Annotated in this window: 17 protein-coding genes; 7 read left to right on the forward strand and 10 right to left on the reverse strand. The window is 71.7% G+C overall.

Annotated elements, in window-relative coordinates:
- The first annotated feature begins 53 nt into the window (after positions 1–53).
- Positions 54–1,547, forward strand: coding sequence for an amino acid permease (locus tag O7604_RS12290; protein WP_269703906.1), 1,494 nt, complete (start codon positions 54–56; stop codon positions 1,545–1,547).
- A gap of 96 nt (positions 1,548–1,643) precedes the next feature.
- Here the strand turns inward: O7604_RS12290 and O7604_RS12295 are convergent, their stop codons facing one another.
- From O7604_RS12295 to O7604_RS12310, 4 genes are read right to left on the reverse strand one after another with little or no spacing between them, the layout of a single operon-like run.
- Complete coding sequence (locus O7604_RS12295; RefSeq protein WP_269703907.1) at positions 1,644–2,468, reverse strand: carbohydrate ABC transporter permease; 825 nt, start codon at positions 2,466–2,468, stop codon at positions 1,644–1,646.
- 10 nt (positions 2,469–2,478) lie between these two features.
- Complete coding sequence (locus O7604_RS12300; protein WP_281579688.1) at positions 2,479–3,441, reverse strand: sugar ABC transporter permease; 963 nt, start codon at positions 3,439–3,441, stop codon at positions 2,479–2,481.
- Positions 3,442–3,447: 6 nt separating this feature from the next.
- Positions 3,448–4,779 carry an ABC transporter substrate-binding protein gene (locus O7604_RS12305; protein ID WP_269703909.1) on the reverse strand — a complete coding sequence of 444 codons (1,332 nt, stop codon included), beginning with the start codon at positions 4,777–4,779 and terminating at the stop codon, positions 3,448–3,450.
- Positions 4,780–4,816: 37 nt separating this feature from the next.
- Positions 4,817–6,328 carry an alpha-N-arabinofuranosidase gene (locus O7604_RS12310; RefSeq protein ID WP_281579689.1) on the reverse strand — a complete coding sequence of 504 codons (1,512 nt, stop codon included), beginning with the start codon at positions 6,326–6,328 and terminating at the stop codon, positions 4,817–4,819.
- A gap of 150 nt (positions 6,329–6,478) precedes the next feature.
- Between O7604_RS12310 and O7604_RS12315 the strand changes: the two genes are divergently transcribed.
- Positions 6,479–7,477, forward strand: a complete 999-nt coding sequence (locus O7604_RS12315) for a LacI family DNA-binding transcriptional regulator (RefSeq protein ID WP_269703911.1) — start codon at positions 6,479–6,481, stop codon at positions 7,475–7,477.
- A gap of 154 nt (positions 7,478–7,631) precedes the next feature.
- Here the strand turns inward: O7604_RS12315 and O7604_RS12320 are convergent, their stop codons facing one another.
- The 3 genes from O7604_RS12320 to O7604_RS12330 form a co-directional block, all read right to left on the reverse strand.
- Positions 7,632–8,357 (reverse strand): methyltransferase domain-containing protein, encoded by a 726-nt coding sequence (locus tag O7604_RS12320; protein WP_281579690.1) that lies wholly within the window; start codon positions 8,355–8,357, stop codon positions 7,632–7,634.
- A 792-nt stretch (positions 8,358–9,149) separates the two neighbouring features.
- Positions 9,150–9,467, reverse strand: a complete 318-nt coding sequence (locus tag O7604_RS12325) for a hypothetical protein (protein ID WP_281579691.1) — start codon at positions 9,465–9,467, stop codon at positions 9,150–9,152.
- Between the two features lie 38 nt (positions 9,468–9,505).
- Positions 9,506–11,143 carry an ABC-F family ATP-binding cassette domain-containing protein gene (locus tag O7604_RS12330; RefSeq protein WP_281579692.1) on the reverse strand — a complete coding sequence of 546 codons (1,638 nt, stop codon included), beginning with the start codon at positions 11,141–11,143 and terminating at the stop codon, positions 9,506–9,508.
- A gap of 85 nt (positions 11,144–11,228) precedes the next feature.
- On the opposite strand from O7604_RS12330, the gene O7604_RS12335 reads away from it, so the two are divergent.
- The 3 genes from O7604_RS12335 to O7604_RS12345 all read left to right on the forward strand — a co-directional run bounded on the left by O7604_RS12335 (position 11,229) and on the right by O7604_RS12345 (position 12,765).
- Entirely contained in the window at positions 11,229–11,999 is a 771-nt protein-coding gene (locus O7604_RS12335) for an ROK family protein (protein ID WP_269703915.1), read from the forward strand.
- An 89-nt stretch (positions 12,000–12,088) separates the two neighbouring features.
- Positions 12,089–12,451 (forward strand): tetratricopeptide repeat protein, encoded by a 363-nt coding sequence (locus O7604_RS12340; RefSeq protein WP_018787684.1) that lies wholly within the window; start codon positions 12,089–12,091, stop codon positions 12,449–12,451.
- A 59-nt stretch (positions 12,452–12,510) separates the two neighbouring features.
- Positions 12,511–12,765: a Smr/MutS family protein gene (locus O7604_RS12345; protein ID WP_013288724.1), complete on the forward strand. Its 255-nt coding sequence runs from the start codon at positions 12,511–12,513 to the stop codon at positions 12,763–12,765.
- A gap of 4 nt (positions 12,766–12,769) precedes the next feature.
- Here O7604_RS12345 and O7604_RS12350 read toward each other — a convergent pair whose 3' ends face one another.
- Both O7604_RS12350 and O7604_RS12355 read right to left on the reverse strand, forming a co-directional pair.
- Positions 12,770–13,318 carry a YciI family protein gene (locus O7604_RS12350; protein ID WP_281579693.1) on the reverse strand — a complete coding sequence of 183 codons (549 nt, stop codon included), beginning with the start codon at positions 13,316–13,318 and terminating at the stop codon, positions 12,770–12,772.
- Positions 13,319–13,427: 109 nt separating this feature from the next.
- Entirely contained in the window at positions 13,428–13,778 is a 351-nt protein-coding gene (locus O7604_RS12355; RefSeq protein WP_013475175.1) for a helix-turn-helix domain-containing protein, read from the reverse strand.
- Between the two features lie 29 nt (positions 13,779–13,807).
- Between O7604_RS12355 and O7604_RS12360 the strand changes: the two genes are divergently transcribed.
- Positions 13,808–14,692 carry an NAD(P)-binding domain-containing protein gene (locus O7604_RS12360; protein WP_281579694.1) on the forward strand — a complete coding sequence of 295 codons (885 nt, stop codon included), beginning with the start codon at positions 13,808–13,810 and terminating at the stop codon, positions 14,690–14,692.
- A gap of 99 nt (positions 14,693–14,791) precedes the next feature.
- Here the strand turns inward: O7604_RS12360 and O7604_RS12365 are convergent, their stop codons facing one another.
- Positions 14,792–17,170, reverse strand: a complete 2,379-nt coding sequence (locus O7604_RS12365; RefSeq protein WP_281579695.1) for a M28 family peptidase — start codon at positions 17,168–17,170, stop codon at positions 14,792–14,794.
- A gap of 311 nt (positions 17,171–17,481) precedes the next feature.
- On the opposite strand from O7604_RS12365, the gene O7604_RS12370 reads away from it, so the two are divergent.
- Positions 17,482–18,675: a fused response regulator/phosphatase gene (locus tag O7604_RS12370; RefSeq protein ID WP_269703919.1), complete on the forward strand. Its 1,194-nt coding sequence runs from the start codon at positions 17,482–17,484 to the stop codon at positions 18,673–18,675.
- Positions 18,676–18,689 lie beyond the last annotated feature (14 nt).

Here is an 18,689-nt window from a genome sequence, read left to right on the forward strand (position 1 = left end):
AGCCCGGTCACAGACCGCCACCGTGGCGGCCACACGGCGGGGGAGGTGATCAGATGTCGGTCCTGCGTACCAAGCCGATCCAGGACGTGCTCGCCCAGGGCGACGCCGACGGCGAGGACGGCAAGCCGGGGCTGCGGCGCCGGCTCGGCGCGGTCGACCTGATGGGCTTCGGCATCGGCATCGTGATCGGCACCGGCATCTTCACGCTCACCGGTGTCGAGGCGCGGAACAGCGCCGGGCCGGGCGTGGTGATCTCGTTCGGCATCGCCGGCCTGGTCGCCCTGCTCGCCGCGCTCTGCTACGCCGAACTCGCCAGCAGCGTGCCGACCGCCGGCAGCGCCTACACCTACGCGTACGCGACCATGGGCGAGATCGTCGCCTGGATCATCGGCTGGGACCTGCTGCTGGAGTTCGCGCTCGGCGCGGCCGTGGTGGCCCGGGGCTGGTCCGGCTACCTCGCCGACCTGTTCGGCCTGCCCAGTGCCTGGTTCGCCGAGGAGGGCAGCGTCGTCAACCTCGGCGCCATCGGCATCGTGCTGGTGCTCGGCGTGGTCGCCATCGTCGGCATCCGCGAGTCGGCCCGGGTCACCAACCTGCTCGTGCTGGTCAAGGTGGCGATCTGTGCCTTCGTCATCATCGCCGGGCTGTTCTTCGTCAAGGCGGCCAACCTCACCCCGTTCATCCCGGCCGCCGAGCCGGCCGGGGCCGGGGACGACGGCATCAAACAACCGGTCACCCAGGCCATCTTCGGGCTGGAACCCTCCGTCTTCGGCTTCGTCGGGGTGCTCACCGCCGCCGCCGTCGTGTTCTTCGCGTACACCGGGTTCGAGGCCGTGGCGAACCTGGGTGAGGAGACCCGCAAGCCCAAGCGGGACCTGCCGCTGGGTCTGCTCGGCACGCTGCTCATCTCCACTGTGCTCTACATCGGCGTCTCGCTCGTCGTGGTCGGCATGGTCAAGTACACCGAGATCGACGAGGGCGCGCCGATCGCGTCCGCGTTCCGGGCGGTCGGCGCGGGCTGGGCCGCGGTGCTCGTCTCCATCGCCGCCGTCGCCGGTCTCACCAGCGTGATCCTGGTGGACCTGGTGGCCATGGGCCGGATCGGCTTCGCCATCGCCCGCGACGGGCTCATTCCGCCCGCCATCGCGAAGGTGCATCCGCGCTGGGGCACGCCGTACCGGATCGCCGGGATCATGACGATCGCGGTGGCGCTGCTCGCCGGCTTCCTGCCGCTGTCGGCGCTGGCCGACCTGGTCAGCATCGGCGCGCTCTGCGCGTTCACGCTGGTCGCGATCGCGGTGCCGATCCTGCGTAAGCGCCGCCCCGACCTGGAACGGCCGTTCAAGGTGCCGTTCTCGCCCGTGCTGCCGATCCTCACCGCGCTGGCGTGCCTCTACCTGAGCCTGAACCTGTCGGTGGAGACGTGGCTGCGGTTCCTCGCCTGGATGCTGCTCGGCGCGGTCATCTACTTCGGGTACGGCCACCGCAAGAACCGGCTCGCCCGTCGCGAGCACTCGGACACCCCCGAGCCCGCCCCCACCCCCTGAGGCGGGCCCCCCGAAGGAAGGGCCCCTTCTTAACGCCCGGCGTTAAGAAGGGGCCCTTCCACTACCGGAGGCGTTAACAGGGGGCCCTTCCTTACGTCATCCCTTCAGGCCGCTGCGGGAGACGCCCTGGATGACGTGCCGCTGGGCGAGCACGAACAGGATCAGCACCGGCACGCTCGCCAGCACCGCGCCCGCCATGATGACCGGATAGTCGGTCACGTACGCGCCCTGGAGCAGGCCCAGGCCCGCCGGCAGGGTCAGCCGTTCCGGGCTGAACAGCACGTACACCGGCCAGAGGAAGTCGTTCCAGTTGGTCAGGAACGACAGCACCGCCAGCGTCGCCAGGGCCGGCTTCGACAGCGGCAGCAGCACCCGCCGGAAGATCTGCCAGTGGTTCGCGCCGTCCAGCACCGCCGCCTCCTCCAGCTCGGCCGGGATGGAGAGGAAGAACTGGCGCAGGAAGAACACCCCGAACGCACTGGCCGCACCGGGCACGATCACCACTGTCAGCGTGTCGATCCAGTTCAGCCGCTCGGCGATGATGAAGTTCGGGATGATCAGCGAGGTGGGCGGCAGGAACAGCGTGCCCACGATCAGCGCGAACAGCACCTTCCGGCCGCGGAACCGCATCCGGGCCAGCGCGTACGCGGCCATCGACGCGGTCACCAGCACCAGCAGCGTGTGCAGGGTGGCCGCGAGCATGCTGTTGACGAACCAGCGCAGCACCGGGTTCGCCGTGTTGTCGATGATCTGCTCGTAGCCGTAGGTGGAGAACGGGTTCGGCAGCCAGCCGGGCGGCACCTGCTGCGCGTCGTCGTACGTCTTCACCGACGTCAGCAGCATCCAGACCAGCGGGGTCACGAAGATCGCGGTGATCAGCAGCAGAACGCCGTACCGCGCCACCGCACGCATGTTCCTCATGTCGTACCCCTCAGTCTTCCCGGTAGCGGAACAGCCGGAAGTTGACGACGCTCACCACCGCGAGCATCAGCGCGAAGAACACGCTCATCGCGGCGGCCCGCCCGGCGTCGTAGTCCCGCAACCCCTCGTCGACGATCCGCCAGACCACGGTCCGGGTCTGCTCGCCCGGCGCGCCCTGGGTGATCAGGAACGCCTGCCCGAACACGTTCGCCGAGGCGAGGATCGTGGTGGTGAAGACGAACAGCATCACCGGGCGCAGGCCGGGGATCGTGACGTGGCGGAACCGGTCCCAGGCGCCCGCGCCGTCCACCTTGGCCGCCTCGTACAGCTCGGCCGGGATGTCCTGGAGACCGGCCAGGTAGATCACCGCGTTGAAACCGCAGGTCCACCACACGGTCACGCCGACCAGCGACACCCACGCCCACGGCACGTCGGTCACCCACGGCGTGTCCGAGGGGAGCCCGACCACGCCGAGCAGCCGGTTGACCAGGCCCAGGTTGGCGTCCAGCAGGAACCGCCAGAGCAGGCCGATCACCGCGACGCCCAGCACGTACGGCGCGAAGAACGCGGCCCGGAAGAACGTCCGGCCGGGGAACGAGCGGTTGAGCAGCAGCGCCAGCCCGAGCGGGACGACCACGAGCAGCGGTACGGAGAACAGCGTGAAGATGCCGGTGGCCCGGACGCTCGACCACCAGTCCCCGTAGATCGCCGATTCGCTGGAGAACAGGTCCCGGTAGTTGCCGAGCCCGGTGAACGGCCGGTTGGGCAGTTGCAGATCCCACTGGTGCAGGCTGATCCAGACCCCGAACAGGATCGGCGCCAGGCCGAAGACGCCGAACAGGATCAGGTACGGCGCGAGGAAGAGGTACGGCGTCGTCCGGCTGCCGCGTTCCGTCACGCCCCGGCGGCGGGTGGGCGCCGCCGGGGGCGGCGCGCTGTCACGCGCCGCCCCGGCCTCGATCACGTCCGCCACGGCGGATCAGTTCCCGTACTTCTTGCGGTTGTCCTCGAGCTGCTTGTTCGCCTTGGCCACGCCGTCGTCGAGCGCCTGCTTCGGCGACTTCTTGCCCAGCGCCGCCTCGTTGAAGGCGCTGTAGAAGGTCAGCATGGCCTCGTTGAGGCCCGGCACGGACGGCGGGAACGCCGCGTACTCCAGCTCGGGGGCGAGCGCGTTGACCTCGGTGAGCGCGGTGAACTCGCTGCTCTCGCGGACCGCCTTGCGGGCCGGCACCTGGCCACCCTTGGCCCAGTCCAGCGAGTGCTGGCTCAGCCAGTTGATGAAGACCTTCGCCCCGGCCGTCTTGTTCGCGTTCGCGGAGCGCTGCTTGACGATGGTGAAGTTGTGCGAGTTCGCCCAGGCGGCCTTCTGGCTGCCGATCTGCGGCAGCGGCGCGACGCCCCACTGCACGTTCGGGCTCTTCTTCAGGTCGTTGATCTGCCAGATGCCGTTCCAGGTGAACGCGTTCTTGCCGCTCTTGAACGCCAGGTAGTCGGCGTCCTGGCCGACGTTCGCCGGGGAGTGGCCCTGTTTGGTCATGTCCACCAGCCAGGTGCACGCCTCGACCGCCGGGTCGGAGTTGAACGTCGCCTTCGCCACCTCGGCGTCGAAGAGCGTCCCGCCCCACTGGTGCAGCAGGCTGTAGAACGTCATGCCGCCGGTGAACTGGAACGGGCTGACCCAGAAGCCCTGGACGCCGGACTTCTTCAGTTCGGTCAACGCCGCGGTGTACTCGTCCCGGGTGGTCGGCGGCTTCTCCGGATCGAGGCCGGCCTTCTGCATGACCGCCTTGTTGTAGTAGAAGCCCAGCGGGTGCATGTCCAGCGGGATGCCGTACCGCTTGTCGTTGTAGAGGCCGCCCTTCCAGACCGTCGGGGCGAAGTCGCCCTCGCTCAGCTCCAGGGCCTTGGCCACGTCGTCCAGTTCGGTGATCGTGCCGCGGGCGGCGAACGTGGCGAGCTGGTCCATGTGCATGACCGCGATGTCCGGGCCGTTGCCGCTGGAGACCGCGCCCGGCAGCTTGCTGTAGTAGTCCTCCCACTGGTACGTGATCACGCTGACCGCGATGTTCTGGTGCTCGCCGTTGAACTGCTGGACGAGCGTCTTGAAGATGTCGCCGTCGCCGCCGGTGAAGCCGTTCCACAGCTTCAGGTCCACCTTCGGGCCGGTGTAGTCCTTGCCGCCGTTGCCGGACGCGCCGGAGCTGTCGGAGCTGCTGCCGCCGCCGCAGCCGCTCAGCGTCAGCGTGGCCGCCGCGCCGAGACCGAGGCCGAGCCCGAGCAGGTGCCGCCGGCTCATCTCGTTCTGGATCATGGGTACTCCTTGGGGGACGGGATGGAGTATTGCCTGGTCACAGCGCCGGCACGAAGCGCAGCAGGTTCCAGGAGGTGGCCGGCAGCAGCACGGAGACCCGGCCGCCGTCGACAGTGGGCGTGGTGAGGTCCCGAGGCATGACCCGCTCCGGGTCCGCTTCGGTGTTCGTGGCGTCCGGGTCGGTCCCGGCCGCCACCGTGGTGTGCGCCTCGGCCCGCAGGCCGGGCAGGCCGCGCAGGTCCAGGTCGAGCGGGAGGTCCTGCGGGCTGCGGTTCACCGCGAACACGGCCAGAGCGCCGGTCTCCTCGTCGTGCACGGCGACGGTGTCCAGCGCCGGCACGTCGCCGTACCGGCGGGTCTCGTAGGTCGGGCCGGTGGGCTCGGTCCGCAGCACGGTGCCGCGGGCGTACCGGGCGGTCAGGGCGAACGGGTGGAAGATGCTCTGCCGCCAGGCCGGGCCGCCGTTGCGGGTACGGATCGGGGCGATCACGTTGGCGAGCTGCGCCTGGCAGGCCACACCGATGCGGTCGGCGTGCCGGAGCAGGGTGATCAGCAGGTCGCCCACCACCACCGCGTCGACGGCCGTGTAGTCGTCCTCGATCAGCGCCGGCGCCTCGACCCAGCCGCGCCGGTCCAGGTCGGACTGGAGGCGGGACTGGTACCAGACGTTCCACTCGTCGAAGGAGATCTTCAGCTTGCGCTTCTGCCGCAGCTTGGCGCCCACGTAGTCGGCGGTGGCGACGACCTCGGTGATGAAGGCGTCCATGTCGACGGCGGAGGCGAGCAGGCTGGCCCGGTCGCCGTCGGTGGGGTCGTAGTAGGTGTGGGCGGAGATGTAGTCGACGTGCTCGTAGGTGTGCTCCAGCACCGTCGCCTCCCACGCGGCGAACGTGGGCATGCCCCGGCCGGAGCTGCCGCAGGCGACCAGGCTGATCGAGGGGTCGATCATCTTCATCGCGCGGGCGGTCTCGGCGGCGAGGCGGCCGTACTCGTCGGCGGTCTTGTGCCCGACCTGCCACGGCCCGTCCATCTCGTTGCCGAGGCACCACAGCCGCACCCCGTACGGCTGCTCGGCGCCGTGCTTGCGGCGCAGGTCGGACAGTTGGGTGCCGCCCGGGTGGTTGGTGTACTCCAGCAGGTCGAGCGCCTCGGTCACGCCGCGGGTGCCCAGGTTGACCGCCATCATCGGCTCGACCCCGGCCTCGGCCGCCCAGGTCATGAACTCGTCGAGGCCGAACTCGTTGGTCTCGATGGTCTTCCAGGCCAGGTCGAGCCGGCGCGGGCGGTCGCCGGCCGGGCCGACGCCGTCCTCCCAGCGGTAGCTGGAGACGAAGTTGCCGCCCGGGTACCGGACCACCGACACGCCCAGCTCGCGGGTCAGGTCCAGCACGTCGCGTCGCAGACCCCGCCGGTCGGCGCTCGGATGCCCCGGTTCGTACACCCCGCCGTAGACGCAACGCCCCATGTGCTCGACGAAGGAACCGAAGATCCGGCGGTCCGCCGGCGCGACCCGGAACGCCGGATCGATCGTGAGCTGCGCGTTCGGCACGATGCCAACCTCTTTCTCGCTGCTGTTGCGGGTGACCGCGGTCACCCCGCTGTCACTGGTTTCTACAACGTTGTAAGCGCTCGTGTAAAGAGGTCGTTACGTCGTCGTGACGCGGTACAGTGCGGCCAGCGTTCACCGGAAGGAAGTGCAGTGCGGCACAGGCTCAAGGACGTCGCGGAGCGGGCCGGAGTGTCGGTGAAGACCGTCTCCAACGTCGTCAACGGCTACCAGCACGTGCGCGCCGACACGCGGGCCCGGGTCGAGGAGGCCATCGCCGCGCTGAACTACCGGCCCAACCTGTCGGCCCGCAACCTGCGCAAGGGGCGTACCGGGGTGATCGCCCTGGCCGTGCCCGAGCTGGACATCCCCTACTTCGCCGAACTGGCCCGGCACGTCGTCACCGCCGCCGCCGACCAGGGCTGGACCGTCCTCATCGACCAGACCGGCGGCGGCTCCGAGCAGGAACGCAAGGCCGCCAGCGGCATCGGCGACCACATGATCGACGGCCTGATCCTGAGCCCGCTCGCACTCACCGCCGACGACCTCGCCGCGCTGGCCGGCCTGCCCATGGTGCTGCTGGGCGAGCGGGTCGACCACGGCCCCGCCGACCACGTCATGATCGACAACGTGGCCGCCGCCCGGGAGATCACCGCCCACCTGATCGGGCTCGGCCGCCGCCGGATCGCCGCGATCGGCTCCCAGCGCACCCCCGAGGGCGCCAGCGCCCGGCTCCGCCTGGCCGGCTACACCGCCGCGCTGACCGAGGCCGGCATCGCCTACGACGACCGCCTGGTGGCGCCCGCGCCGGCCTGGCACCGCGCGGACGGCGCCGCCGCCATGCGGCACCTGCTCACCACGGGGGTACGCCCCGACGCCGTCTTCTGCTTCAACGACACGCTCGCGCTCGGCGCGTTGCGTGCCCTGCACGAGATGGGCCTGCGCGTGCCCGAGGACGTCGCGGTGGCCGGCTTCGACGACATCGAGGACGGTCGCTTCTCGATCCCGACGCTGACCACGGTCGCCCCGGACAAGGAACGCATCGCCCGCCTCGCGGTCGAGTTGCTGGCGGGCCGCCTGGGCCCCGACCGCGACGCCCCACCGCGCGAGCTGGTGGCCCCCCACCACCTGGCCCTCCGCGAATCCGCCTAGCTCTCCCTCTGGCCCTCCTTGGCCCCTCCTTGACCCCTCCTTGGCCCGTCGATCATGAAGTTGACGGCGATGTCGATCTCCTGGAGTGCCGCCAACTTCATGATCGACGGGGTGGGTGCGGGGTGGGTCCGGGTGGGTTCGGCCCGGTCGGGGGTCAGTCGAAGAAGCGGGCCAGATGGGACGCGGGTGGGGGTGGCGCGTCCGGGGGCAGGGGAGTGAGGTCGGCGAAGATCGACGCGCCGTCGCAGCCGACGTGCAGCGGATACCAGCGCGGCGTACCCGGTGGACGCTGACCGCAGATGCCCTTGAACGTCTGCACGTCCAGCAGGCGTACGTGGGTAGGGTCGGCCACCGCGTTGACGTGCCGCCACCAGGGGCTCATCACGTGCAGCACGCCGCCCGGACGCAGCACCCGGTGGCACTCGTCGAACAGCGGCAGGAAGTCGATCAGGTGCTCGACGATGTGCACCGCGAAGAAGACGTCCACCGAGTCGTCGCGCAGCGGCAGCGAGCCGGCCAGGTTGGCGACCGCGTTCACCCCCGGCGCCGGATAGATGTCCAGCCCCAGGTTGCCCGGCCACTGCTTGGTGGCACCGCAGCCCAGGTCGACCACCACCGGCGCCCGCCCGGCCACGGTGACCCGGCACCAGACCCCGAGTACGCCGGACAGCCGGCCGATCAGCTCCCGTACCAGCCGTAGCTGATCCGCATCTGCGACCTCACCGGTCAGGTGCGCCACCCCCCGGTCGAAGCGCACCTCGACCGCCGTTCCGCGCAGCCGCTCGTCGTGCCGGACCATGTCGGCCCACGCCTCGGCGAGGAAGTCGTCGGTCTGCCGGAGTCGCTCACCCGAGAGCGCGGTCTGCCCCATCGCCACCATGCGCCACCTCCGGCGGCCCGTTACCCCCATTTCGCCCCAATATGCCCCCGTCAGACCGCCCCCTCCACCGCGCGGGCGCAGGCGCCGCCGACCCGGGGCCCGGCAGCCGCCCTCCCCGCCCAGCCGCCCTCGTCGCCCCCGCCGCCCCTGCCCTCGCTCCGCCCGGTCCGCGCTCCGCCCGACCCGCCCGCGCTCCGCCCGGTCCGCGCTCCGCCCGGTCCGCGCTCCGCCCGACCCGCCCGCGCTCCGCCCGGTCCGCGCTCCGCCCGCCCCCGGCCCGCGCCCGCCCCCGGCCCGCCCGCCCAACCGCGCCCAGCCGTCCGCCCCGCCTGTCGCCGGTGATCAAGGAGTTTCTGTCACCGGACGACCCCTCGATGACACAAACTCCTTGATCACCGGACTGCACCTGAGATCTTGGAAGATTTCGGCCCCTATGGGGGCACTTTCCTTCCAAGATCTCCCGCGGCTCGGGACGCGGCGCTGATCAAGGAGTTGGTGCTGGCACCAGCGGCGTGGATGGACCCAAACTCCTTGATCGGGCGAGGGGCCACCCGGACCCACCTCGTTGATCAAGGAGTTTGTGTCTTTGTGGGCCCCGGATCGGACACAAACTCCTTGATCACGGCCGGTCTCGGGTCGGGTTGTGCGCGGAGATGGCGGGGGCCTGGCTGCGCCCGTCGATCATGGAGTTGTGGCCGGGGCAAAGCTCCCGAAAGGGGCAGGCAAGGGGCCGCAACTGCAAGATCAGCAGGGCGAGGGCGCGGGCGGGAGGAGAAGGGAGGGGGGCGGGAATCAGGGGGAGAGGGTTCGGCGGACTGTGCGGGAGCTCCGCATGCGCTGGCGGGGCTGGGCGGCGGCCGTCTTCGGGCGCTTGAGGTGGTAGCGGTGCAACTCGTTGTTGCCCGGCAGCGACGGGTCCTCGCTCATCGCGACCAGTTCCCAGCCCTGGTCACCGGCCCGGTTCAGGTGGGCCAGCGCGGTGTCGCCGTACGGCGTCACGTCGATCATGGAGCCGTCCGGGCCGTACCAGATGAAAACGACCTCCCACCCGGTGTCGGTGGTGGCGGCCTGGCGGCGGCGGACCAGCAGCGCGTACTCCCACTTGAGCATGCGCTCATTGTGGACCCGCGCGGGCGACTCGGCACGGATCAGTGTTCGGCGATCCGTCCGTCCGCGACGCGCAGCCGCCGGTTCACGCTCACCGCGTCGAGCATCCGCCGGTCGTGGGTCACCAGCAGCAGCGTGCCGGGATAGGTGGCCAGCGCCGATTCGAGCTGCTCGATCGCGGCCAGGTCGAGGTGGTTTGTCGGTTCGTCGAGCACCAGCAGGTTCACGCCGCGCCCCTGGAGCAGCGCCAGCGCGGCCCGGGTCCGCTCGCCGGGGGACAGCGTCGCCGCCGGGCGCAGCACGTGGTCGGCGCGCAGCCCGAACTTCGCCAGCAGCGTCCGCACGTCGGCCGGGGCGAGATCAGGTACGGCGGCGCCGAACGCGTCGAGCAGCGGCTGGTCGCCGAGGAACAGTCCCCGGGCCTGGTCGACCTCGCCGACCACCACACCCGGGCCGAGCGCGGCGTGTCCCTCGTCCAGTGGCAGCCGGCCCAGCAGCGCGGCGAGCAGGGTGCTCTTGCCGGAGCCGTTCGCCCCGGTGATCGCCACCCGGTCGGCCCAGTCGATCTGCAGGTCCACCGGGCCGAGCGTGAAGCCGCCACGGCGTACCACTGCTCCTCGGAGCGAGGCCACGACGGCGCCGGCGCGGGGCGCGGCGGCGATCTCCATCCGCAGCGCCCACTCCTTGCGCGGCTCCTCGACCACCTCCAGCCGCTCGATCAGCCGGGCGGTCTGCTTGGCCTTCGCGGCCTGCTTCTCGGTCGACTCGGCGCGATACTTGCGGCCGATCTTGTCGTTGTCGGTGGCCTTGCGGCGGGCGTTCTTGACGCCCTTCTCCATCCACGCCCGCTGGGTGCGGGCGCGCGCCTCCAGGTCGGCCTTCGTGTCGGCGTACTCCTCGTACTCCTCGCGGGCGTGCCGGCGCGCCACCTCCCGCTCCTCCAGGTAGGCCGCGTAGCCACCGCCGTAGTGGTTGACCTGCCGCTGGTGCAGGTCCAGCTCGATGATGCGGGTGACGGTGCGGGTGAGGAACTCGCGGTCGTGGCTGACCACCACGGTGCCGGCGCGCAGGCCGTTGACGAAGCGTTCCAGCCGGTCCAGCCCGGCCAGGTCCAGGTCGTTGGTGGGCTCGTCGAGCAGGAAGACGTCGTACCGGCTGAGCAGCAGCGACGCCAGCCCGGCGCGGGCGGCCTGGCCGCCGGACAGGCCGGTCATCGGATGGTCCAGGCCGACGTCGAGACCCAGCTCCGCGGCCACCTGCGCGGCCCGTTCGTCCAGATCCGCGCCGCCGAGGTCGAGCCAGCGTTCGAGAGCGTTCGCGTACGCGTCGTCGGCGCCCGCCGCCCCGGCGGTGAGCGCCTCGGTGGCGGCGTCCAGCGCGGCCTGCTCGGCGGTCACCCCGGTGCGCCGGGCCAGGAACTCCCGGACCGTCTCGCCGGGCCGGCGCTCCGGCTCCTGCGGCAGGTAGCCGACGGTCGCCGTGGGCGGGCTCAGCGAGACCGAGCCCTGCTCGCGGGGGACAAGACCGGCGAGGGTACGCAGCAGCGTGGACTTGCCCGCGCCGTTGACCCCGACCAGCCCCACCACGTCGCCGGGCGCGACGACCAGGTCGAGGTCTTCGAAGAGGAGGCGGTCACCGTGGCCGGCGGTGAGGTCCTTGGCGATCAACGTGGCGCTCATCAGGGCACCGAGCCTACCGGCGGGCGCATCCGGATTACCGCGACCCGCGCTTGCGGCGGCACCGATCTGAGGGAGACTCACAGCCGTGGTGACCACACTGGCGATCGACTGCGGTGGCGGCGGGATCAAGGCCTCCGTACTGGATGCCGCCGGAACCATGCGCGCCCGGCCGCTGCGCGTGCCCACGCCGTACCCGCTGCCGCCCGGCCTGTTCGTCAAGACGCTGTTGGATCTCGGCGCCCGCCTGCCCACGGCGGACCGGCTCACCGTCGGCATGCCCGGCATGATCCGGCACGGCGTGGTGGTGGCGACGCCGCACTACGTGACCCGTTCCGGGCCGCGCAGTCGCGTCGACCCCGAGCTGCTGGCCGAGTGGTCCGGCTACGACGCGCGCACCGCGTTGGCCGAGGCGTTCGGCGTGCCGGCGCTGGTGCTCAACGACGCCGAGGTGCACGGCGCGGGCGTGGTCGCCGGGACCGGCTGCGAGCTGGTGCTGACGCTCGGCACCGGGCTGGGCAGCGCGTTGTTCGACGGCGGGACGCTGGCGCCGCACCTGGAGCTGTCGCACGCGCCGGTGCGGTGGAACACCACCTACGACACGTACGTGGGGGAGCCGGAACGGCGGCGCCTCGGCGACGCGTTCTGGTCCCGGCGGATCCGGCAGGTGGTGGACGGCCTGCGGCCGGTGTTCCGCTGGGACCGGCTGTATCTCGGCGGCGGCAACTCCCGGCTGATCCGGCCCGAGCAGGTGGCCCGGATGGGCGACGACGTGGTGATCGTCCCCAACACTGCCGGAATCGTCGGTGGTGTCCGGGCCTGGGACCTGATCGGCGGCCGGTACGACCCGACCACCTGATCTTTCGCCCCGCAGGAACACTCGCGCTCGCGCCGGTGTTGTGCCAGCGTCGGACCAAGGGCCTGGCGCGACACGAGGAGGTGGGTCGAGTGGATCTTCTGGCGGAGTACCGGCGGGCGACCATGTTCTTCGAAGCGGGTGACCCGACCGGAGCGGCCCGGCTGCTCGAACCGATCATCGAGGCCGAGCCGGACAACTCCTCGGTCCGGCAGCTGCTGGCCCGCGCGTACTTCCAGTCGGCCCAGCTCAACCGGGCCGAGGAGCAGTTGCGCGAGCTGGTCGACCGCGACCCGAGCGACCACTACGCGCACCACGTGCTCGGCCGCACGCTGGAGCGGATGAACCGGCCGGTGGACGCGCTGCGGCACCTGCGCATCGCGGCCGCGATGTACTCGACGAACACCGACTACGCCACCGCGCTGCGCCGAGTGGAGGGCAAAGTCGGTCGTTGACCGATGACGCGGAAGGGCAGCCCGGGCGGGCTGCCCTTCCGCGTACCTAGGATGGGACCGTGAAGCTCAAGCTCGACCTCCACGACATCTACAACAAGGGCCACGACATCGATCGTGCGCTGCGCGGGATCATGGACGAGGCGGTGGCGAAGAAGGCCACGCTCGTGGAGATCATCCCGGGCAAGGGGTCGGGCGCGCTGAAGAAGAAGGTGCTGCGCTTCCTCGACCAGAAGGACGTGAAGCAGCTCTACCACCGGGTCGAGAAGGACTCGAAGAACTTCGGCCGCCTGTTCGTCCACTTCCGCTGGAAGTAGCCGGTCACGCTGGGCGTCCCCCGAACATCCAGTTGTGCGACTCCACCTCGGCGTACCGGTCGGCGGCCAGCACGGCGCGCGCCTCGTCCGGGTCGGTCGCCCGTACCAGCGCCGCCGTCCCCACCCACGTCACGCCGTCGTCGGACAGCAGCGGCCCGTACGCGATCAGCTCGTCCTGCCACTGCGGCAGCACCGGACCGGCGCCCTGCTCCGGACCGAGCCCGAGCACCAGGTAGCGGTTGCCACCGGTCCGGCCCCCGGGGAACTCCCACATGGTGCGGCCCAGCATGTTCCGCCACCGCCGCAGCATCACGTCCCGGTACGCGCCGGCCTGGTAGTTGGGCTCGTCGAAGGCGAAAGCCCGGGCGGCCGCGGGGTCGGGCAGGCTCAGGATGTGCACGCTGCCGGTCGGTGAACCGTCGTCGGCGAGGGTCGGGCCGCGCGCGATCATCTGCTCCGCGTGCCGGTCCATGTAGGACCAGTGTTCCTCGATCAGCTTCTGGCGCAGAGGTGCCGAGCCGAGCCGATCGCGGTGGTAGCAGAAGAACTCCATGGCCCGAGTCTCGCCGTCGATCAACAGGCGTAGCCACTTTTTTGTGGGTACTTGTCGGCGTGCGCGACGGCGACGAACCTGGTTGTGGGTGGAGGCGAAAAGGGGCAGGTCAGGAGGCGGTGCGGGCTTCGGCGAGTTTGTCCAGGCGGCGGTGGCCCCAGTCGGAGAGGGGAGCCAGCGCCTCGGCCAGTTCGCGGCCGAAAGTGGTGAGCGAGTACTCGGTCTTCAACGGCAGCACCTCGTACGCCTCCCGGTGCACCAGGCCGTCGCCCTCCATCTCCCGTAACGCCTGAGTCAGCACCTTTTCGGTGAGGCCCGGAAGCTGCCGGCGCAGCTCTCCGGGGCGGCGCGGGCCGGATTCCAGCAGCCAGAGCAGGGCTGTCTTCCACTTGCCGTCGATCACGGCGATCGCGGCCGTCACTCCACAGACGTTCAGATCCTGGGCCCGGCTGCGCGTCATCTGCGTCCCGTTCGACAAGAGGAGTCTGCGTGAACACCAATCCCGACAAGTCTGTCACGGTGCTCGGTCTGGGACCGATGGGTCGTGCGCTGGCCGGCGCCTTCCTGAGCGCCGGAGTGCCCACGACGGTCTGGAACCGCACGCCGGGCAAGGACCGTGAGCTGGTCGAGCGGGGCGCGACAAGCGCACGGACCGCCGAGGAGGCGGTCGCCGCGAGCGAACTGACTGTGGTCTGCGTGGTGAACTACGACGCGTCGGACGCGATCCTGCGACGCGACGCCGTGACCGCCGCGCTCGAAGGGCGAACGGTCGTCAGCCTGACGGCCGACACCCCGGACCGGGTCCGCGACACCGCACGATGGGCGGCCGGACACGGCATCCGGTATCTGGACGGCGCGATCATGACGCCGACCACCACTATCGGCACCCCGGACGCGGTGCTCATCTACAGCGGTCCGGCCGGCCTTTACCAGGAGCACCAGCCGGTGCTCGACGCGCTGGGCGGTACCCACACCCACCTCGGCGAGGAGATCGGGCGCGCGGCGGCGTACGACATCGCGCTGCTCGACATCTTCTGGACCGCGATGGCGGGTTACGCGCACGCGCTGGCGGTGGCGAAGGCGGAAGGCGTGACGGCCCGGGAACTCGCGCCGTTCGCCACTGGCATCGCCGCGATCCTGCCGCCCATCTTCGAGGAGGGCGCGGCGGAGATGGACACGGGCAGCTTCCCCGGAGACGGCAACCCGATCACCTCCGCCGTGTCGTCCATGGCGCACATCGTCCACACGTCCGAGGCGCACGGCATCGACGCCGGAGTGATGCGTGCGGTCGAAGGCATGGCCCGCCGGGCCGTCGGGCTGGGCCACGGCGCGGACGGTTTCCTGCGGGTCGCCGAGGTGCTGGGGCGGCGCTGACCCACAGCCAGTACGCCGAAGTGGCGGCATCCCGGCGTGGGGATACCGCCACTTCGGCGAGGTGGTGTCGATCAAGCGGCTGTGTCGATCAAGCGGCGGTCAGAGCGGGTACGTGCGCGCCACCGCCAGCATCTCCGAACTGTGCGACCCGACCACGCCCACACCCTCCGGCCGGGGCCGGAACCCGGGCACGGAGGACAGCCCGTCACTGGCGTCCATCGCCCGCACCGAAACGGCACCGCCCCGGGGCACGAGCGTCAGCGTGACCTCGACACCCTCCGGCGGCGGGGCGTGGAACACGACCCCGAACCCCCACTTGCCGTCGGCCGGCTCGACCGGCACGTCCCGTCCGGCCACCGATGCGGACCGCACGGTGGCGGTGCTGGTGTCGACGTGCAGCGTGAGCAGGCGTACCTGCCGCTGCGGCACCACCCGGACCCGCAGCACGCGCTGGTCACCGGTGCGGGTGTCGGAGAGCAGCTCCACCTTCGGGGCGGGCAGGGGCGCGGCGGTGGCCGAGCCGCCGCGCAGCTCGGTGGGGCCGAGCCCGGGGAAGTCGTCGGCGATCGAGACCGTGCCGTCGACGTAGCCGTCGGTCCACGGCTGCGGCTTCTCCTCCCGGGTGAGCCAGGCCGCTTTCCCGGTGCCCGCGTCCAGCGCGTACATCAGGTGGGTCGGCACGGGATGTGCGGCGTCGAAGCGGTCCACGGCGAGGCCGACCCCGGCGAGCACCACCGCCGCCAGCGCGGCGGCCGTGGCGGGCAGCGCGCCGAGCCGGCGTGCGCGCAGCGCGAGCAGGCCGCGCTGGCCGCCGGCCCGGGGGTGCAGCAGGTCCACCACCGGGAGTACGGCGAGGCCGAGCAGCACCGCGACGAGCGCGGCAACAGCGCCCATGCCCATGCCCAACGCGGGGAACAGCAGCACCACCGGAGGCAGCAGGATCACCACCGCGACCGCGGCGGCGAGCGTCACCGCGACCACCGGCCACGGTCCGTCGCGCCGGGTGGCGAGCGCCACGAAACCGGCGAGCGCTCCGGCCAACGCGGGCAGTGTCGTCAGGTACGCCCCACCGGGCACCGCCACGGCGAGCAGCACACCGAACACGGCGAGCCAGGCCAGCCCGCCGAACGCCAGCGCGGCCGGGCCGACCCGGCGGCGCAGCAGCGCGTACCAGCAGAACAGCACGGCGGCGGAGAGTGCCACGACGGCGAGCCGGTACCAGCCCGGGCGGTACGGGTCGAGCAGTTCGGCGTACCCGGGTCGGATCGTGGTGATCGCGGCCCAGAGCAGCCACGCGCCCAGCGGGGCCACGACGACCGGCAGCAGGGCCAGGCCGAAGCCGGCGGCGAGCGTGCCGGCGGTGGCCCGGCCCCGGCGGCGCAGGAGCCAGCCGAGCGCGCCGACGGCGAGCAGCGCGACCACCGCGAGCGGCAGCGTCAGCCAGCCGGGGTAGCGCACCAGCCCGCCGAGCACGGGGAAGTAGGTGTCGTCGTGGCCGGCGCGCAGGTCGCCCAGGTCGGTACGGCCGAACTCACGGGCCAGGCCGAGCGCGTTGTCGCCGTGCATCTGGAGGCTGCCCCGGTCGACCCGGGCCGGCACGTCCAGCGGGGTGTGATAGATCGCGCCGCCGTCGATGTAGGCGGAGTTCAGCCCGACGAACTTCCGGTCCAGGAACGCGGTGAAGTCGGTGTCGTTCGGCAGCGCCCGGTAGATCTCCACCGCGAACGACGTGCCCACCGGGTGCGGCGCGGCCCTGCCGAAGATCTCCACCAGCTTCGCGTTGTTCCGGGACGTCTCGAACATGATCACCGGGCCGGTGGAGCCACGCGCCTCCAGGTTGAGCACGACGCCGCCGTCGCGGGCGAGCGGATGGTCGCCGGCGAACCCGGCGGCACCGCACAGGCACGCCTCCTCCGCGTCGGTGAGCACGAAGACGACGTCGTTGCGGGGGCGCGGGCCGGTGGTGAGCGCCCGCGCGACCTCCAGGATCGTGGCGGTGCCGGCGGCGTCGTCGTTGCCACCCGGCCCGGTCTGCACCGAGTCGTAGTGCGAGACCAGGAACACCTTCCCGGTCGGGTCGGTGCCGGGCAGGCGGGCCACCACGTTGCGGACCCGGGCCAGCGTGGCCCCGCCCGCCGCGCCGGACAGCTGCCCGGCCTCGGGCGCCACCGCGTCCTGCACCTCGGTCTCAAGGCCCAGCCCGCGCAGCGTCGTCACCAGGTGCTCGCGTACCCGGTCGTTGGCGGCGCTGCCCGCGACGTGCGGCTCGGCCGCGATCACCTCGACGTTCCGGAAGGCCCGGGCGGCGCTGAACTCGCGCTCGGGCGCGTCCGCCGGACGCGGCGCCGGGGTGGAGAGGCCGGCCAGGACGCTCGCCCCGACGGCGAGCAGCGCGACGAGCGCGGCCAGGGCGGCGATCGGCCGCCGGCGGGGCCGGGTGAACGCGCGGTCGGCGGGGCGGGTGGGGGGTGCGCCCACGGGGACTCCTCGGGGTGGATCTACGGGGTGGGGATCATCCTGCACCCCCGAGGGCTGCGGCGGCAGTCCTCGGTCGGTGCGCTGCGGGCGTGACAGCGCTCCCGGCGTAACATCGTCTGTCGACCGCGCCGCTGTGGAAGTGGATCGGTCACACGCTCCGCCGCGCCGGTGTCGGTCGCGTTGTGTGCGACTGTTGTCTGAGTCAGGATCAGCAGGGCATTCGGAAGGAGCCCGACATCACCAGCGAACTCCCGCGTCTCGCGGCGGTTACCCGACCGCAGCGGGGTTCCGGCGCGTCGGGTGCCGTCCGCGTGCCGTCGGCCGGGGCGGGGCTGCACGGCGGCGTACCGCCGGGCGAGCGGCTGCGGGTGCTGCTGGTCGAGGACGACGAAGGCGACGCCTTCCTGGTCGGCGAGCTGCTCGCCGAGACCAACTCGATGATCGACCTGCTGGTGGCCACCAGCCTCAGCGAGGCCCGGCAGCGGGTGATGGGCGTCGACTGCGTCCTGCTCGACCTGGGCCTGCCCGACGCGCAGGGCCTGGACGGGCTGCGCCGGGTGCTGGAGATGGCCAGCGGTGCGGCGGTCTGCGTACTGACCGGCCGCTCGGACGAGCACCTGGGCATCGTCGCGGTCGCCGAGGGCGCGCAGGACTACCTGGTCAAGGGCCAGGTCGACGGCGTCCTGCTGACCCGGGCACTGCGGTACGCGGTGGAGCGCAAGCGGGCCGACGAGAACGCCCGCCGGCTGCGTGAGGTGGAGCTGCGCCAGGCCGAGTCCGCCCGCCTGGAGCGCGGCCTGCTGCCGCAGCCGCTGATGACCACCGACGAGGTGTCGGTGCACACGTTCTACCGGCCCGGCCGGCACGCCGCGCTGATCGGCGGCGACTTCTACGACGTGGTGCAGACCCGGCCGGACCGGATCGATTTCATCGTCGGCGACGTCTGCGGGCACGGCGTGGACGAGGCGGCGCTCGGCGTCGAACTGCGCGTGGCCTGGCGGGCCCTGGTGCTGGCCGGGGTGCCGGACGACGAGGTGCTGCCCGCGCTGGAGCAGGTGCTGATGAGCGAGCGCCGCCTCCAGGAGATCTTCGCGACGGTGGCCACCACCCGGCTCGACCTGGCCTCGGCACGGGCCACCGTCCGCCTCGCCGGTCACCCGCCGCCGCTGCTGCTCAGCGGCGGGAAGGTCGCGCCGGTACCGGCCAAGGGCGGGTTGCTGCTGGGCGTACGGCCGCGCCGCCCGGTCGCCTTCGACCTGGAGTTCGACACCGACGACTGGTCCCTGCTGATGTACACCGACGGCCTGATCGAGGGCCGGGTGGACGGCGGGGACGAACGCCTCGACGTGCCGGGCCTGACCGGGCTGCTCGACGACCCGGCGAACCGGGCGGTGCCGCTGGCCGAGCTGCCCGCCTGGCTGGTCGGGCGGGCCGAGCAGATAAACGGCGGCCCGCTGGCCGACGACGTGGCGATGTTGCTGGTGACCCGCGGTAGCGGTCGGTGAGCGTGAGCGCGAAA

The organism is Micromonospora sp. WMMA1947 (assembly GCF_027497355.1).
Taxonomy (GTDB): domain Bacteria; phylum Actinomycetota; class Actinomycetes; order Mycobacteriales; family Micromonosporaceae; genus Micromonospora.

Bases quoted from the DNA above. Each gene is read 5' to 3' on its own strand.
- O7604_RS12290 (WP_269703906.1), top strand. From the start codon at position 54: ATGTCGGTCCTGCGTACCAAGCCGATCCAGGACGTGCTCGCCCAGGGC.
- O7604_RS12295 (WP_269703907.1), bottom strand. From the start codon at position 2,468: ATGAGGAACATGCGTGCGGTGGCGCGGTACGGCGTTCTGCTGCTGATC.
- O7604_RS12305 (WP_269703909.1), bottom strand. From the start codon at position 4,779: ATGATCCAGAACGAGATGAGCCGGCGGCACCTGCTCGGGCTCGGCCTC.
- O7604_RS12320 (WP_281579690.1), bottom strand. From the start codon at position 8,357: ATGGTGGCGATGGGGCAGACCGCGCTCTCGGGTGAGCGACTCCGGCAG.
- O7604_RS12325 (WP_281579691.1), bottom strand. From the start codon at position 9,467: ATGCTCAAGTGGGAGTACGCGCTGCTGGTCCGCCGCCGCCAGGCCGCC.
- O7604_RS12330 (WP_281579692.1), bottom strand. From the start codon at position 11,143: ATGAGCGCCACGTTGATCGCCAAGGACCTCACCGCCGGCCACGGTGAC.
- O7604_RS12350 (WP_281579693.1), bottom strand. From the start codon at position 13,318: ATGGAGTTCTTCTGCTACCACCGCGATCGGCTCGGCTCGGCACCTCTG.
- O7604_RS12355 (WP_013475175.1), bottom strand. From the start codon at position 13,778: ATGACGCGCAGCCGGGCCCAGGATCTGAACGTCTGTGGAGTGACGGCC.